Source organism: Aureimonas sp. D3 (genome assembly GCF_001463805.1).
Taxonomy (GTDB): domain Bacteria; phylum Pseudomonadota; class Alphaproteobacteria; order Rhizobiales; family Rhizobiaceae; genus Aureimonas; species Aureimonas ureilytica_A.
In genome coordinates this window covers 111,294-125,613 of the sequence record NZ_BBWM01000052.1, presented here as the reverse complement: position 1 = coordinate 125,613, position 14,320 = coordinate 111,294, and the positions used below count along the sequence as shown (strand labels likewise).

14 protein-coding genes are annotated in these 14,320 nt (G+C 65.7%); all 14 read left to right on the top strand.

Annotated features, from left to right (window positions below):
* Window positions 1-64 precede the first annotated feature (64 nt).
* The 14 genes from AUL36_RS15610 to AUL36_RS15545 all read left to right on the top strand — a co-directional run bounded on the left by AUL36_RS15610 (window position 65) and on the right by AUL36_RS15545 (window position 14,313).
* Window positions 65-337 (top strand): hypothetical protein, encoded by a 273-nt coding sequence (locus tag AUL36_RS15610; RefSeq protein WP_062222226.1) that lies wholly within the window; start codon window positions 65-67, stop codon window positions 335-337.
* A gap of 490 nt (window positions 338-827) precedes the next feature.
* Window positions 828-1,310 (top strand): hypothetical protein, encoded by a 483-nt coding sequence (locus tag AUL36_RS15605; RefSeq protein ID WP_062222224.1) that lies wholly within the window; start codon window positions 828-830, stop codon window positions 1,308-1,310.
* A 364-nt stretch (window positions 1,311-1,674) separates the two neighbouring features.
* Complete coding sequence (locus AUL36_RS15600) at window positions 1,675-3,243, top strand: hypothetical protein (protein ID WP_062222222.1); 1,569 nt, start codon at window positions 1,675-1,677, stop codon at window positions 3,241-3,243.
* Entirely contained in the window at window positions 3,227-3,631 is a 405-nt protein-coding gene (locus AUL36_RS24260; RefSeq protein ID WP_210168865.1) for a hypothetical protein, read from the top strand. The genes AUL36_RS15600 and AUL36_RS24260 overlap by 17 nt, the downstream gene beginning before the upstream one ends.
* A gap of 2 nt (window positions 3,632-3,633) precedes the next feature.
* On the top strand, window positions 3,634-3,855 hold the full coding sequence (locus AUL36_RS24255; RefSeq protein WP_062222218.1) for a hypothetical protein: 222 nt from the start codon (window positions 3,634-3,636) through the stop codon (window positions 3,853-3,855).
* A 5-nt stretch (window positions 3,856-3,860) separates the two neighbouring features.
* Window positions 3,861-5,429: a portal protein gene (locus AUL36_RS15585; protein ID WP_192843846.1), complete on the top strand. Its 1,569-nt coding sequence runs from the start codon at window positions 3,861-3,863 to the stop codon at window positions 5,427-5,429.
* Window positions 5,426-5,794 carry a hypothetical protein gene (locus tag AUL36_RS15580; RefSeq protein ID WP_062222214.1) on the top strand — a complete coding sequence of 123 codons (369 nt, stop codon included), beginning with the start codon at window positions 5,426-5,428 and terminating at the stop codon, window positions 5,792-5,794. Before AUL36_RS15585 ends, AUL36_RS15580 begins: the two co-directional genes overlap by 4 nt.
* Window positions 5,791-6,639, top strand: coding sequence for a hypothetical protein (locus AUL36_RS15575; protein WP_062222213.1), 849 nt, complete (start codon window positions 5,791-5,793; stop codon window positions 6,637-6,639). Before AUL36_RS15580 ends, AUL36_RS15575 begins: the two co-directional genes overlap by 4 nt.
* 123 nt (window positions 6,640-6,762) lie before the next feature.
* Entirely contained in the window at window positions 6,763-7,686 is a 924-nt protein-coding gene (locus tag AUL36_RS15570) for a phage capsid protein (protein ID WP_062222211.1), read from the top strand.
* A 53-nt stretch (window positions 7,687-7,739) separates the two neighbouring features.
* A complete protein-coding gene (locus tag AUL36_RS15565; RefSeq protein WP_062222209.1) occupies window positions 7,740-8,000 on the top strand; it encodes a hypothetical protein in 261 nt (86 codons plus the stop codon).
* A 15-nt stretch (window positions 8,001-8,015) separates the two neighbouring features.
* On the top strand, window positions 8,016-8,639 hold the full coding sequence (locus AUL36_RS15560; protein WP_062222207.1) for a hypothetical protein: 624 nt from the start codon (window positions 8,016-8,018) through the stop codon (window positions 8,637-8,639).
* On the top strand, window positions 8,640-10,712 hold the full coding sequence (locus AUL36_RS15555) for a hypothetical protein (RefSeq protein ID WP_062222205.1): 2,073 nt from the start codon (window positions 8,640-8,642) through the stop codon (window positions 10,710-10,712). It abuts the gene before it with no gap.
* Window positions 10,712-11,311 (top strand): hypothetical protein, encoded by a 600-nt coding sequence (locus AUL36_RS15550; protein ID WP_062222203.1) that lies wholly within the window; start codon window positions 10,712-10,714, stop codon window positions 11,309-11,311. Before AUL36_RS15555 ends, AUL36_RS15550 begins: the two co-directional genes overlap by 1 nt.
* Before the next feature lie 5 nt (window positions 11,312-11,316).
* On the top strand, window positions 11,317-14,313 hold the full coding sequence (locus tag AUL36_RS15545; RefSeq protein WP_062222200.1) for a phage tail tip lysozyme: 2,997 nt from the start codon (window positions 11,317-11,319) through the stop codon (window positions 14,311-14,313).
* The last annotated feature ends 7 nt before the right edge of the window (window positions 14,314-14,320 follow it).

Here is a 14,320-nt window from a genome sequence, read left to right as displayed (position 1 = left end):
TGGCTGGCTGGACGCAGCCGAAAAGGCGGGTAAGGCTCGACGCTCCACAACGTAGGAGCGAATCATGCTGGCGATCATATTCGGCGCAATGCGTCTGCACTGGCTGTCCTGCCTTATTCCGCTCGGTATTTCCCTCGGACTTTCAGCGCTTTCCGACCAGCGTTCTTCGGCTTGGCGAATGGAGCACGGACTGGAGGTTGTTCAACTGACGACGGCTGGATGGTTGGTCGTAGTTGCATTCGATGTCGTCTACGTCGGCGTTCTCTACATGCTTGGGCGTGGCATCCGCCACCTTTGGGATAAATGGCGCTCATCGCGGGCGGCGAAGGCGAACTAACTGGCCTGCCCATACCTTTCGTCCCTCGCCCTGCTGGGGTGAAAGCGGAGCCCGCGCGGATCGTCCCTCTCGACATGGGTCGATCCGGTCCGCTACGCTACGGGCACTTAAGAGGGGCGCGGCCATGACACGGTGGGGTCTCTCGCCAGCGGGGATCGGGTGGACGCCCCTCGCAATTAGACCAATTAGACGCTTCTAATTGCCGATCTAATTGCAATAGGTGAAAGAAATCAGCAGCTTAGCGGGTGAAATTAGAAATTAGACGCTCCTTCGCGCGCCCGCGCGTATATCCATGCGCGCGCGCGTGCATACATGTGACGATCTAATTTTCTAATTATCTAATTTCGGTAGGTATGTATTTGATAGTACAGGCCAATCGCAATTAGATCGGCAATTAGAAGCCAATTAGGCGATCCGGCGCACTCAAGGCGAATATAATAGAGGGCAAATAGACCAACTCGCTGATCTGGCGGCAGAATTGGGGCTGTGAGTGGCACACACGCGGGAAAATCCGAGCGATCCGGCGGCGGCGATCGAGGCCGAGCAGGACGATTTCTTCGGCGACGCTGGCCCGCTGTTCGCAGGGCCGGTCAGGCACGTGGCGGAAACCCTTGAGAAGGCCAAAGGGCGCGGGAGGCCGAAGGGAGCCGCCAACAAGCGCACCACGGCGATGCGGGACACGATCCTCGCCATGGGCTTCCGGCACCCGGCCTTGAACCTCGCGGCCCTGGCGAATGCCAGTCCGGACGAACTGGCGCGGGAACTCGGCTGCGAGAAGGCCGAAGCGATGGGGTTCATCGTCAAGGCGAATGTCGAGCTGATGCCGTACATGGAAAGCAAGCGGCCGGTTGAGGTCCATGTCGAAGAACGGTCGCTGGGCGTTTTGGTGGTTGGCGAGATGCCATCGCAGGCGGTCGCGGACGGCGTCTTCTCGCTGACGGGCGAGATCGCGGAAGTCGAGGAAGAACAATAGCTTAGCCGAACGGGGCAGGTGAGACGCGCGGTGGTGGTGTCTCACCCTATGGGCTAAGTCGCTGTGATCGCTGACGAAATCGGCGTATCGCACATGATTGAAAATCATGGGACCAACGACGACGCATTACGCTCGCGGCAATAGATCGCGCGACATATAACGCGCGCACTCGCCCGATACCGCCCCCGGCCGCGCCCGCCAAACCGCGCGCGCCCGGCCGCGCTTCAAAACCCGCGCGCGCCCTCCCTACCAGGGGTGTGCGCTCTCACACACACCAGCCGTTCCGGCCCGCGCACTTGAGGGTCCGCGAAACCCGCTAGGGTCCGGCGGGTCGGGGGTGCCCGACCGCAAGCGGGATCGGGACATGGGTATCAACCTCCAGCACTATCGACCGCCGGGGCCGGTGGGCGCCGCCTTCCTCCAGTCCAAGGGACCGATCGACATCATCATGGGTCCGGCGGGGTCGGGGAAGACGGTCGCGTCCGTGATGAAGGGGCCGCTTCTGGCCGCGACCTACATGCCCGTCTGCAATGACGGCGTGGTGCGGGTGAAGATCGCCTGCATCCGCAACACCTATCGCGACTTCGAGCGCACGGCGCTGGCCTCGTGGAAGGAGGCGTTCCCCGAAAACCATCTCTGGACAGTGAGCTATTCCGGCGGTCAGGACCGCCCGATCAAGCACCATCTGCAATGGTGGACCCTTCGCGGGGCCGACAGGGTGAAGGTGGATTTTCAGCTTGAGACGGGCGCGGTGGGGGACGCCAACGTCGAACAGTTCATCAAGGGCTATGAGATTTCCATGGGCTGGATGAACGAATGCGACATGCTGGACGAGAAGGTGCCGGGCCTCTTCTTCCAGCGCACGGGCCGTTATCCGCCCGTGCAACAGATCGCCGATTCGGAGCTGACGCGCATCTCGCGCGACGCCCGCGCGCAATATGCCGCCATGGGCCTGTCGGTGGGCGAGAATGACACGATCCTGCCGCGCATGATCTGGGGCGACATGAACCCGCCCGATGTCAGCAATTGGACCTATCGGTTCTGCGTCAAAAACAGCGAGAGAAAGCCCGGCTTCAACCTGTACCAGCAGCCGTCCGGCCTGTCGCCCAATGCCGAAAACCGCGTCGGCAAGCCGCGATCCTCCTACGAGCTGGAGGCAGCGACACAGACGGAAGACATGGTACGGCGCATGGTCCACGGGAAGTTCGGCTATGCCCGTGACGGCAAGCCCGTCTATCCCGAGTATGACGACACGCGGCACCGCTCCGACCAGGTGCTCAAGCCCATGCGCGGGCTGCCGATCGGAATTGGTCTCGATGCCGGCGGCTCGCCCGCCTGCGGGATCGGACAGTTCATGCCGAACGGGCAGCTCCGCATGTTGCGGGAAATCTGCTCCGATCCCGGCACGGGCCCCTCACGATTCGCCGAAAAAATTATCGAGGTGCTTCTGTCCGACTTCCCTGGCTTCGCGATCGCGGAAGCTTGGGCCGATCCGTCCGCCTTCTACGGGGCCGATCGGGTGGCCGGGGAGCTGGCCCATATGGAGATCGTCGCCCGCGCGCTGAACATATCGATCCTGCCGGCCCCATCGAACGAACCGGCGCTTCGGCAAGAATCCGTGCGCTGGTATCTCGGCGCGCCGATCGACGGCAACACGCCCCGCCTTCTGGTCTCGTCGTGCTGCGAGACGACGATCGGCGGCTTTGCCGCGCACTACAAGCTGACCAAGCTCGCCAGCAAGGGCGCGACCGACAATCTCGCGGTGGCGAAGAACGAATACTCCCACATTCACGACGCCTGGCAGTATCTGTGCCTTGGCCATCGCGGGCGCCTGGGCGCGATCGTGGGCGCCTCGAAGATGGGCCGTCCGGCGAAGGTCATCGCCATGTCGTCTCGCCGCGCCGCCGTCGATTTCGATGTCTTCAAGGTCTGAGCTACGGGTCGAGACGCCCGTCTCCGTGGTCGAGCTGATGCGCCTGGCCGGCGCGAACCGGCGCGTCCGGCGGATCGTGACCTATCAGGCGCGCCAGTCCGAGACGGTCGGCGTCTATCTCGGCGGGCGACTGGCAGCGGCTGCGACGCTGTTTCCCGAAGGCCCGCATGTTCGCGAGCTGTGCCTCCTATTCGACCCGTCCGCGCGCGGCGCAATGCTGCGCCTTGTGCGCGTCGCGCAGTTAATGCTGCGCCCCCTGGCGGAACATGGCGTCGTCATCGTCGCGCGCATCCGGACCTCGAACCGGGCCGGGCGGCGCATGGCGCGCCTGGCCGGGTTTCTCGAAACCGACGCGGAAGGCGGGCGGCTCTGGATTTGGAGGGGATAGGCATGGGCTCGATGTTCGGCGGTGGCGGCAAGAAGGCGGCCGAACAAGCGCGGGCGGACAGCGAGCGCGCCCGCCAGATTCAGCAGGTCGCCAACGATCAGCAGCTCGCGCAGCTCAACAAGTCGGAAGTCGATGCCGAAGCGAGCCGTCGCCCCTCGCGCGGCCGCCGCCTGTTCGTCACCGACGCCAGCACCGGCGGTCTCGCCAGCAAGCTCGGGGGCTGACCCGCGTGGAAGAGTTCGCCGCCCACAAGATGCGCCGCGACAAGATATGGTCCAAGCGCGCGCCTTGGAACAAGATCTACCAAGACGCCTACGAGTTCGCGATCCCGCATCGTCGGCCGGGCGGCGATGGCACCGCCAAGAACCCGGTGGATCGCCTGTTCGACATGACGGCGACGACCTCGGTCATGTATTTCGCGGGCTCGCTCCAACGCGATCTGTTCCCCGCCGGTCAGCAGCCCTTCACGCTCCAGTCTGGCCCGCTCGCCAAGCTGAAGCTCGGGCCGGGTGCGGCCAAGCTCGATCGCGAATTGGAGAAGATCGCAACGTCCATGTACCCGTTCTTTCTGACGGGCGATTGGGACATGGCCGTCCACGAGCTTTGCATCGACCTGGGCGTTGGAACCGGCGCGATCCTGCCGGTGAAGGGCACCGCGCAACAACCCGTGGTGTTCGTCGCGATCCCGTTCGATGAGATCGCGGTCGGCACGGACGGATATGGCAAGGTCAACTTCGTGTCCTGGCGCCAGAAGATGGAGCGTCAGGCGCTGGTCGAGGCGTTTCCGCAGGGCGATTATCCCGACGACTTCAAGGCCCCAGCCAAGGCTTACGAGGAAGTCGAGGTCTATCAGGATTTCGTCGCCCTGACAGGCGGCAACAAGTTCGGGTGGGACTTCCGTGTCTCGATCGACAATCATGCGACCTTCATCGCCTCGTCTTGGTCGAAGACGCAGCCGATCGCGGTGCCGCGCTATTACCGCGTTCCCGGCGAAGCTTATGGACGCGGCCCGGTGCTTCTGGCGCTGCCGTCGATCAAGACACTGAACAAGGCGCAGGAACTGGCGCTGAAGGCGGCCGCGATCCAGATGCTCGGCATATGGGCCTATCGCGCCGGCGGCACGTTCAACCCGGATACGGTGCGGGTCGGCCCCGGCGAGTTCTGGCCGATGCAGTCCACGGGCGGCATTCTCGGCCCCGATGTCTCGCGCATCGATCCCGCTTCGGGGCGCATGGACGTGTCCCGCATGGTGATCGGGGAGCTTCAACAGCAGATCAAGCAGACGCTCTTCGACGTGCGCTTGCCCGAGTACCAGGGCACCCCGCGCGCGGCGTCCGAGATCGCGGCCCGGCTTCAGCAAAAGGCCGAGACGCATATCGGCGCGTTCGGCCGCCTGACAAACGAGATCATGCCGGTGATCGCGCCGCGCGTCGCGGAAATCCTCTTCGACCTCGGCTTTCTCGGGGCGCCTATCAACATCGATCAGTTCTTGATCGCGACGGCCGTGCAGTCGCCCATGGCGGCGGCGCTGAACGGCGAACGCCTGGCGTCGATCGCGACCTATACCGAGATGGTCGGCGCGATCGCCGGCCCCGACAAGGTGCCGCTCTACGTCCATATCGACAAGGTTCTCGACCGGATCGGCGAGGGCCTGCACATCGATAAGGCGCTGATCCCCGACGAGGACGAGCGCCAGCAAATTCAATCCGACATGCAGGCGCAGCAAACCCAGAACGTGCTGACGCAGGTCGTTCAAGACGCCGCGCCGGGCGTGATCGAGGGAGCCATGGCCGAATGACGACGGTTGCGATGGGACGGCGTGACGCGCAGCCCTTGTCCTCGCTTGGCGGGGGCGGCGGATGGGACGAGCTGGAGGCGATGTTCGCCCCGCGCGAGGGCAAGCCGGTCCAGGGCCAGCCCGGCGACGAGACGGCGCTATTCCTCGCCGCGCTGGCTCGTGAGGCGCGCGGCCGCGAGTTCGTTGAATGGCTCATGGACATCACCTTTCGCCAGCCCTTTCGCGCCACGGGCCGGACGATGGAGGAAACCGCGCTTCTCGCCGCGACCCGTCAGGGCATCGAGGGCGTCGGCGAAGTGATCCTGAACGCGCTCGCCCATGGCGAGGCGCTTCTTCAGCAACGCGAGCAAAGGTCCGCGACATGAGAAACCTTCTGAACCTGATCCTTCGCGCTCCGGACGGCGAGGGCGGTGGCGGTGGCGCTTCTGCCGCCGGATCGCCAGAAGGTGGCGCACCGGCCCCGCCGCCGGCTGGCGCAGGCGAGGGCGACGCGCCCGCTGCACCCCAGACCTACCGGCCCGAGGGTCTGTCCGATCAGTATTTCGGCGAGACCGACCATCAGACGATCGACAAGCTGACGGCGGCGATCGCGGCGCGCGGCGAGGTGCCAGCGGACGTGGCCGCTTATCGCGAGATCGGCGACGTTCCCGACGAGCTGAAGCCCTATTATGCGACGATCGAACAGGACGGCTTGTTCGATGCGGTCGCGTCCAAGGCGAAAGACCTGGGCGTCACCACCGCGCAGCTTCATGGCATTCTGGGCGCCTATATGTCCGGCGCGGCCGAAATGGGCCTTCTGGAACCGCCGATCGATGTGGCCGCCGAGCGATCCGCGCTTCTGCCCGACGACGCAAAGTCGCTGCCGAAGGCGGAACAGGACCGGCGCATCGACCAGCGCATGAACGACAATCTCGGCTGGCTCGACCTCATGGTGAAGCGCGGCCTTCCGGCGGATTCGGCCAAGCACATGTCGTTGATGATGGGCGACACGGCGGACGGGCATAAAGCGATCGAGTGGTTCCGCTCGCAGCTCACCGGCGCGGGCGAGCCGCGCCCGGCCGGGGCGGGCAGTTCGGCCGCTGGTGCGAGCACGAAGGACGAGTTGAGCCGCCGCGTCGCGTTGCCGGAGAACACGCCGGGCAACCCGAAATTTTCCAAGTCGAGCTACGACCAGCTCCAGAAGGATTACGAAGCCGCCTATCCCGGCTGATCGGCACTTAAGCCTTGCCGCCGTCCCGCATCCTGACCTTGCTAACCGGACGGTCGCGATGCGGGAGGGGCGCTCCCTTCCGCCTTCGGCCCTCGGTGTATCGTCCATCAGCGAGGGTCATCCATGACGACGCAAGCACCGCTTTGGTATCGTGAGAAAATCCGCGACATGGTCCGGGCACGCTACCAGTCCAACGGCGGATTTCTCGATGCCACCATGGCGCGCGGCGACGGCGGCGCGGGTGTCGTCAAGTTCCCGATCATCGGCCGGGTGGAAAGCTACGAGCTCTCCGGCGCGATCCAGAAAATCCAGAACACGAACCCTGACCTCGCCATGGCGGAAGTCCGGATGCGCGACTTCGAGGCGTCGGCCTGGCTGCGCGTGCAGGACGCCCGCCGTCAGGGGCCGAACGAACAGGCGGCGGTCGGCAAGATGCTGTCGGCCGCGATCCGCCGTCGCCGCGACAACCTCAAGCTTGAAGCCCTCGACAAGTTCGCCAATGACGGGTCCGCCGGCGTGAAGACGATCGGCGACGGCTCCAAGCTGATCGACGTGATCGACCTCATGGAAGCGCGCGCCCAGATTCGTGGATCGGGCGCCGAAGACGCGATCTGGTGCGTGATCCCGACCGCGCAGTTCGATCAGCTCACCATGTACAAGGAATTTGCCAACGCCGACTATGTCGGGCCGAAGCTGCCATTCGCCCAAGACACGGGGCTGCGCAAGAAGACCTGGATGAACATCCAGTTTCTCGAAATCCCCGACGAACATTTCGTGTTCGGCACAGGCGGTTTCGGCACCGGCCCCGATGGCAACGGCTTCAATGTGAACGGCTATCTCGACCTGTTCATGTGGGCGACGGACGCCATGGGCAATGAAGCCGAGTGGGATCAGGAAACGCCCTCGATCTCGGTCCATCCCGATTACGAGGGCTCGCCAATGTTGGCGAAGGTTGGCCTCGCCGGCGCGTCCATCGGCATCCTGCCCGAAGGCGTGAAGCGTCTGCGCGTCAAGGCGCAGGTTCGCACCCAGCGTATCGCCGCCTGACGCCGCATCGGCGCGCTTAGCGCGCCGATCCTTCCCCCTTCCGGAGAAACCCCATGGCTCTCAACATCAAGGCGCTGTCGCGCTTTGCGACCAGCGATCGCGGCTCGCGCAACCAGTCGAACGCTTACGTCTATTCGACCACGGACGCAGCGGCGACCGTCACGGCCGCCGGCTACTTCAACGACGCGCGCCAGAAGTGCAACCTGAAGAAGGGCGATCGCATCTTCTGCTCGGTCGCTGTCGATGGAGCGCCGGCGAAACTCGACCTCATCGTGACGGACGTGTCGGGCAACGCCGTCACGGTCGCGTCGTAAGGCGAGGGCGGCGCCGTGGCCCAGCCGATCGACAAGGCGACGATCATCAATCGCGCGCTGATCCAGCTCGGCCAGGCGCCGTCCTTCTCGCTCGATGACGAAAGCTTCGCCAACGGCGCGATCGACGCCGTCTGGCCCGACGTGGTGGACATCTGCTTCGGCCTCCACGACTGGACCTTCGCGCGGCGAACCTCGCGCCTCACACGCCTGGCGGCCAAGCCGGACAATGGCTGGACCTACGGGTTCGAGCTGCCCGGCGATCGGCTCGGCGCCCCGCTCCTGGTGCTGCGCGCCGTCGTCCAGAGCGAAGCCGTCTTGCGGACCTACACGATCGAAGGCGGGACGCTCTTCGCGCACGAGCCCGCCGTTTGGGCGCGCTGCAAGGTCGAAGTCGATCCCGTGGCCTGGGAGCCCAATTTCCGCACGGCCTTCACCACGGCGCTCGCCTCGCGCCTGGCCGTGCCGATGCAACAGGACGAGGGGCTGGCGGCCGAGCTGTGGGCGGCGGCCTTCGGCACCCCGGCACAGGGCGGCACCGGCGGCGCATTCGGCCGCCTGGTCGCGCAGGATCGCGCCGCCGCTCCCGTGTCCTCGCCGCTTCTGCGATCCGATCCGCTGACCGACGCGCGGTGGCTCTGAATGGTGGCGCGCCCCGGCTCCGGTCAGCAGTCCATGAATGCCGGCGAGTTCTCTCGTGAACTCGCTGGCCGCATCGACATCAAGCAATATTACGCCGCCGGTCTGCGGTTCCGGAACATCGAGCCCGTCGCGCAGGCGGGCTTTCGCAATCTTCCGGGCACCAAGCGCATTCTCCCCGTGGGATCGGCCGTCGCCCCGCGCTTCTGGCGTCTGAAGCAAAGCCGCGAGAAGTCGTTCTTCATCGCGCTCCTGCCGGGTCGGCTGGATATTTTCCTCGGCTTCGAGCGTGTCGCCCAGATCAATCTTCCCGGCGTGTCAGCCGCGATTGCCGCCGAGGCGAACCTTTATCTCGAAGGCGATACGATCGGGATATTCCACAAAGACCTGAAGCCGCTTCGGGTGCTGCGCCAGAGCGACGCCGCTTGGAGCCTGGACGAATGGCCCTTCGAGCGCATCCCCGACCACGATTTCGGCGGCAGCTATCCCAAGACGGACGATCGCTGGACCCTGTACCTGCGTTGGGCGCCGAGCGGCGACATGACCGACGTTGTCGTGTCCCTCACGGTGGACGGGGAGACGATCGAGGCGCAGGCGCTCGGAACGGCCGTTCAAAGCGCATCGCGAGCGCAATGGCTCAACCTGGCTGCGCGCCTGCAAGCGCAGGTCCAGAAGCTGCCGTCACTCGGGAGTGGCGTCACCGTATCGCTCGACGCTCTGGAAGCTGACGGGCTTCGGATTTTCTATCTCAATTTCGGGGGCGCTCAGTCCGGCTCGGAATATGGCGTCACGTCCCAGATCGTGAACACGGGTTCGGTCTCGATCCTGCCGACCCATACGCAGATCGGTCGCACCGATGGCGAACCGCTCATGTCGGGCTCTCGCGGCTGGCCGGGCGTCGTCGCGATCGTACAGGACCGCTTGGCCTATGCCGGTTTGAAGGCGCGGCCCTCCGCGCTCTTGCTGTCGCAGACGGCCGAGTATTTCAACGTCAACATCAAGGCCCAGCGCAGCGACGGCGCGAAGCTGGAAGCCCTGCGAACCAACTCGGCCGAAGAAATCCTGCACGTCACGGCCCGGCAATATCTGCTCGTCTTCACCGACGAGGCGGAATATTTCGCGACCAACCGGACGATCACGCGAAACGAGCCCTCGAACTTCGTGGAGACCGGCCGCAATGGTCTCCAGCGCGGGACGTGGCCCGCCGAGATCGAGAACCGGATCTACTTCGTCGCCCAGCGCGGCGGCGTTCTGTTCTCGACCGCCTATGACGACCTGTCCACCGCCTTCACGGCGCGCCAAGAATCGCTTCTGGCGAGCCATCTGGTGGATGGCGTCGTCATGTCGGACCTTCAGCGCGGCACCGACGACACGGACGCGCCGCGCCTCTGGCTCCTGCGCTCGGACGGGCGTCTTGTCTGCGCGACCATCATTCGCGATCAGGAGATCACGGCCTTCTTCGAATATGACGCCGGCGGACCCGTGCGCTCCATCGGGGTCGATGCGGCCAACCGGCTTTGGCTGGCGGTCGAACGGCCGGACGGGCTGCAATATGAATGGCTGGCGCCGGGTTCCTGGCTGGCGGGTGCGCTCGATCAGACCAGCGACACGGCCGGGCGTCTCACCGGACTGCCCTTCGAAGGGCGCAAGGTCTGGATCATGACCTCGGGCGGCTTCGTGGACGGGCCGTTCACGGTGTCCGGCGGCGCGATCACGACGCCTTTCCCGTCCACCGCCATGTCGGTCGGCTTGTGGGTCGCGCCGCTCTTCGAATCTATGCCGCGTGTTCGGGTTCTGCCGGGCGATCAGGTGCTGCGCCGCCCCGGCCGCGTCCATACGGTGAAGGCGAACGTCCTGTCCACGACCTCGATCGCGATCGGCGCGAACGGGACGGCGCCGCGCGACGTGTCCTTGCTGCGGACTTCCGATCCGACCGACCTGCCGATGGCGCCCAAGACGCAGCTCGTCACAGTGGCGGGCATTCCGGGCGCGATCGAGGACACGACCGTCACCGTCTCGCAAACCCGGCCCGGTGCGCTCTGGGTCCGCAATCTCACCTTCGAGGAGAAACTGTGATGGCGCCGATCGCGGCTGCATTCACCACGCTGTTTTCGAGTGTCGGTTCCGCCCTGGGGATCGGCGGCACGGCTGCGGCCGGTGCTGGCGCCGGCGCGGCGGCCGGTGCGGGTGCTGCGGCCAGTGCCGGACTGTCGATCGGATCGCTCGGCTCGACCATCTCCAGCATTCTCGCCGGCACGGCGACGCTCATGTCCGTCAGCGCGGCCAACGACGCGGCCGAGATCGAGGCGACGAACCAGGATCTGGCGGCCAAGGACGCGATCATGCAGCAATCGAACGAAACGCTGCAAGGCATTGAAAGACGGTCCTCCATCAAGCGGGCCATGATGGATGCCATCGGCGACCAGGCGACGAGCTATGCCGCCTCGGGCGTCGATCTGTCGTTCGGAACGCCGAGCCAGGCGCGGCAGGAAGCCTTCCGTGAGGCCGACATCGGACTTGAGACCTCGATCGGGACGGAACGCTCGCGCGTGGCGCGCCTGGAAGAACGGGCGTCGAACCTGAAGACGCAGGCCGCTTCTACCCGGCGCGCCGCGAAGAAGACGGGCGCCGTGGCACTGCTTCAGGGCGCGGCGCGCTTCGGAATGCGGGGCTGACGGCGATGAACAAGAACCCTTCGCCAGTCGCCTACAAGCCGTTCCGCGTGTCGCCCGTCTTGCAGGACGGGCTTCTGGCGGTCGATCGTCCGGACGGTGGACCCGAACGCCGCGTCGCGGAAGCCTTCGCCCGCACGGCCGCCATGGCCGACCAGATTGCCGACGCCTTCCGAGAGAAGGAAGCCACGATCGACAGTCAACGCGATCTGGCAGCGAACGGACCTCGTCCATCGGAGATTTCCGGCGGCGTCACCACCACCACGACCGGCGGCGCACCGCTGGCCTATTCCGCGTCCGGTCAGCCCCTGCCGGCCCCCGCGACCGGCGGGAAGGACTTGGATGATCGCGGACGCTATATCTATCAAGGGCTTCGGAAGCGCGGTTTAAGTCACGTTGCAGCGGCGGCTTCGGTCGGCCATGGCCGGCAGGAAAGCTCTCTGAACGCAGCCGGGCCGGATGGCGATAGCGGAACCTCGTCGGGCGTCTGGCAATGGCGCAACGAGCGCCGCACCGCCTTGCAGAGTTTCGCGCAGTCGCGCGGGGCGAATTGGCGCGATGTCGATACGCAGATGGACTTCTTCGTCCATGAGCTGAAGACGAGCCCCGGCGAACGCCTCGCCTGGAACCGGCTTCAGACGGCGACGGACTACACGTCGGCGGCCGAAGCCCTCATGCACTTCGAGCGCCCCAAGGGCTACACCGCGCGGACGCCGCGCGCCGGGCATGGTTGGGACAACAGGCTCGCCAACACGCTCTGGGCGGGCGCGTTCGGTGAGGGCTACGAGGCGGGTGCGCCCGCCGCCCACGCGCTCGCGCCGACGCCGGCCCCCACGGGCGCGGCCGCTGCCATTGAGGCGATCGCACCATCTGCATCAACGCCTTCGCCCGGCGCGTCTGCCGCGACGGCCGTCGCGCCCGAAAGTGTCGGGCCGCCGAGCGTATCACGCACGGTCGAGCCGCTGGCCGCTCGCGCAAAGGGTGGCGGCTGGCGACCAACAAATTCGATTACGGTGTACGGGCGCGCCTATGACGCGGCCGGGATGCGGACATATCTCGAACAGCTCGACACGACGATCCGCGCCGACGCGGATGCGGTTTATCAGCGGTTCAAAGATGATCCCGCCGCGCTTGATGGGGCCTTCCAAGCCCTGCGCACCGTCCACATGCAGGACCATGTGTTCCCTGAGGTTGCCGCCGATTATGATAAGGCGTTTCTCCATGTCACGCAGCCATACCGGAATTTGGCGCGGGAGAGCCTGGACCAGCGTCGGAAGCAGACCGACCGAGCGGACTTCCTAACGCGCGCCGCCGAGATGGAAACGGTCACCGCTCGGAACGTCGCCGCTTTTGATCCCACGAGCGATGACGCGGCCGAGGCGATCGCGTCGAGCCAGCAGGCGCTGGACGCGCATTTCGATAGTGCCGTGGCGCGCCGTATCCTCGATCCCGACGACGCGGCCAAGGCCAAGCTCGCAAGTAGGCGGCAGACGGCCGTCGCGTTCTATGGGCGACAGGCCGAGCTTCTGAAGACGCCCGAAGAGGTCGCGGCGCTGAAGGAGACCATGCGCAAGGACTTCGCCAGCGGCGGACTGGCCGGCATCGACGGCGGCGGATGGGCCGAGCTGGAGGCAACGCTGGATCGCACCCGTGGCGAGAAGCATCGCATCGGCTCGGAAGCCGATCGGACGCTGAAGGCGCGAGGGGATTCGATCGCCGAGCGCGTCGCCGCCGGCATCGAGGTCGATAGCGCCGAGATGGGCCGCTTCATGCTCGACCGGAAGACGGCCCCGAAGGGCGCGGCGATCGTCAATGAAACCATGGAGAAGGTCAGCGCCGCGCGCATCCTGCGCGATAAACCGTTGAACGAGGCCGAAACCTATGTCCTCGGCCTGGAGCGCGACGCCTCGGCCGTGACGAACGGCACGGCGGATTTCGCGCGCGCCGAGCTGGAGCGGATGAAGTCGCAGGCGAAGGAAAACCCGGTCGGGCTCGCCGAGCGCAAAGGGCTTCTGCCGCCAGAAGAGGGCTCGCTGATCGACGCGCAATCGCCCGATGACCTGATCGGCCGCGTGAAGCTGCGCGTGGAGCGCGCCGAGCTGGCGGCCGAACATTTCGGGGTGACGCCGAAATACCTGAAGCCGGGCGAAGCGGCGGCGATCCGCGCCATGGTGGAACAGAACCCAGCGAATGCCGCTTCGCTTGCCGCCGGCATCGTGCGCGGTGCCGGGCCGCGCGTGGGTGCCGTCTTGAGTGAACTTCACGACGACGCCCCCGCTGTGGCGCAAGCCGGCATCATCCTCGCCGGCGGCGGATCGCCCAAGGCTGCGGCCGACGTGATCGAAGGCTATGGCAAGGGCGCTGACGGAAAAGCACGCCCGGCCATCCTTGATGACAAGCGGCGGGCATTCGTCGTTCAGCAGACGTTCGGCGGGGCCTATGCCGGCGCGCCCGCGTTCGGAACGCGCGCGATCGCAACGGCTGAAGCCATCGCCAAAACACGTCTGGAGAAAACCGGCATCGATCCCAAGAGCGAGGCGGCCGTTCCCGTGTTCGAGCGCGCTTTGCAGGAAGCGTCCGGCGCGGTCTTCGAGGGTGACGTGCAGTATGGGGGCATCACCACTGTTTCCCGAGGCGGGCTCTTCGGCATAGGTGCCGATCATCCTGAAGTCATCGTTCCTTCTTCGATCCGTGCGGATCGATTTGACGAAGTGATTGACGCGATCCGCGATAACGATCTCTTGCCAAAGGAGGGCGAACGTTCGCGAGTCGGTAGGCCATTCTTCACGTCCCCAGCCGTCCGCGAGAACGGCAAACCCTACAGCGCGGCCGATCTCAAAGCGGCCAAGCCTGTAGCGGTGAAGGGAGGGTATCAGTTCGCGGTCGGCGACCCGACATCGGACGATCCGCGATGGATCGGCGGCGCTGATGGGCGCCCCTTTGTGCTCGCGATCGAGGCGATGCGCCCGCTCCTTGAGGCTCGTGTGCCGGGAGCGTTCCGGTGAGTATCTT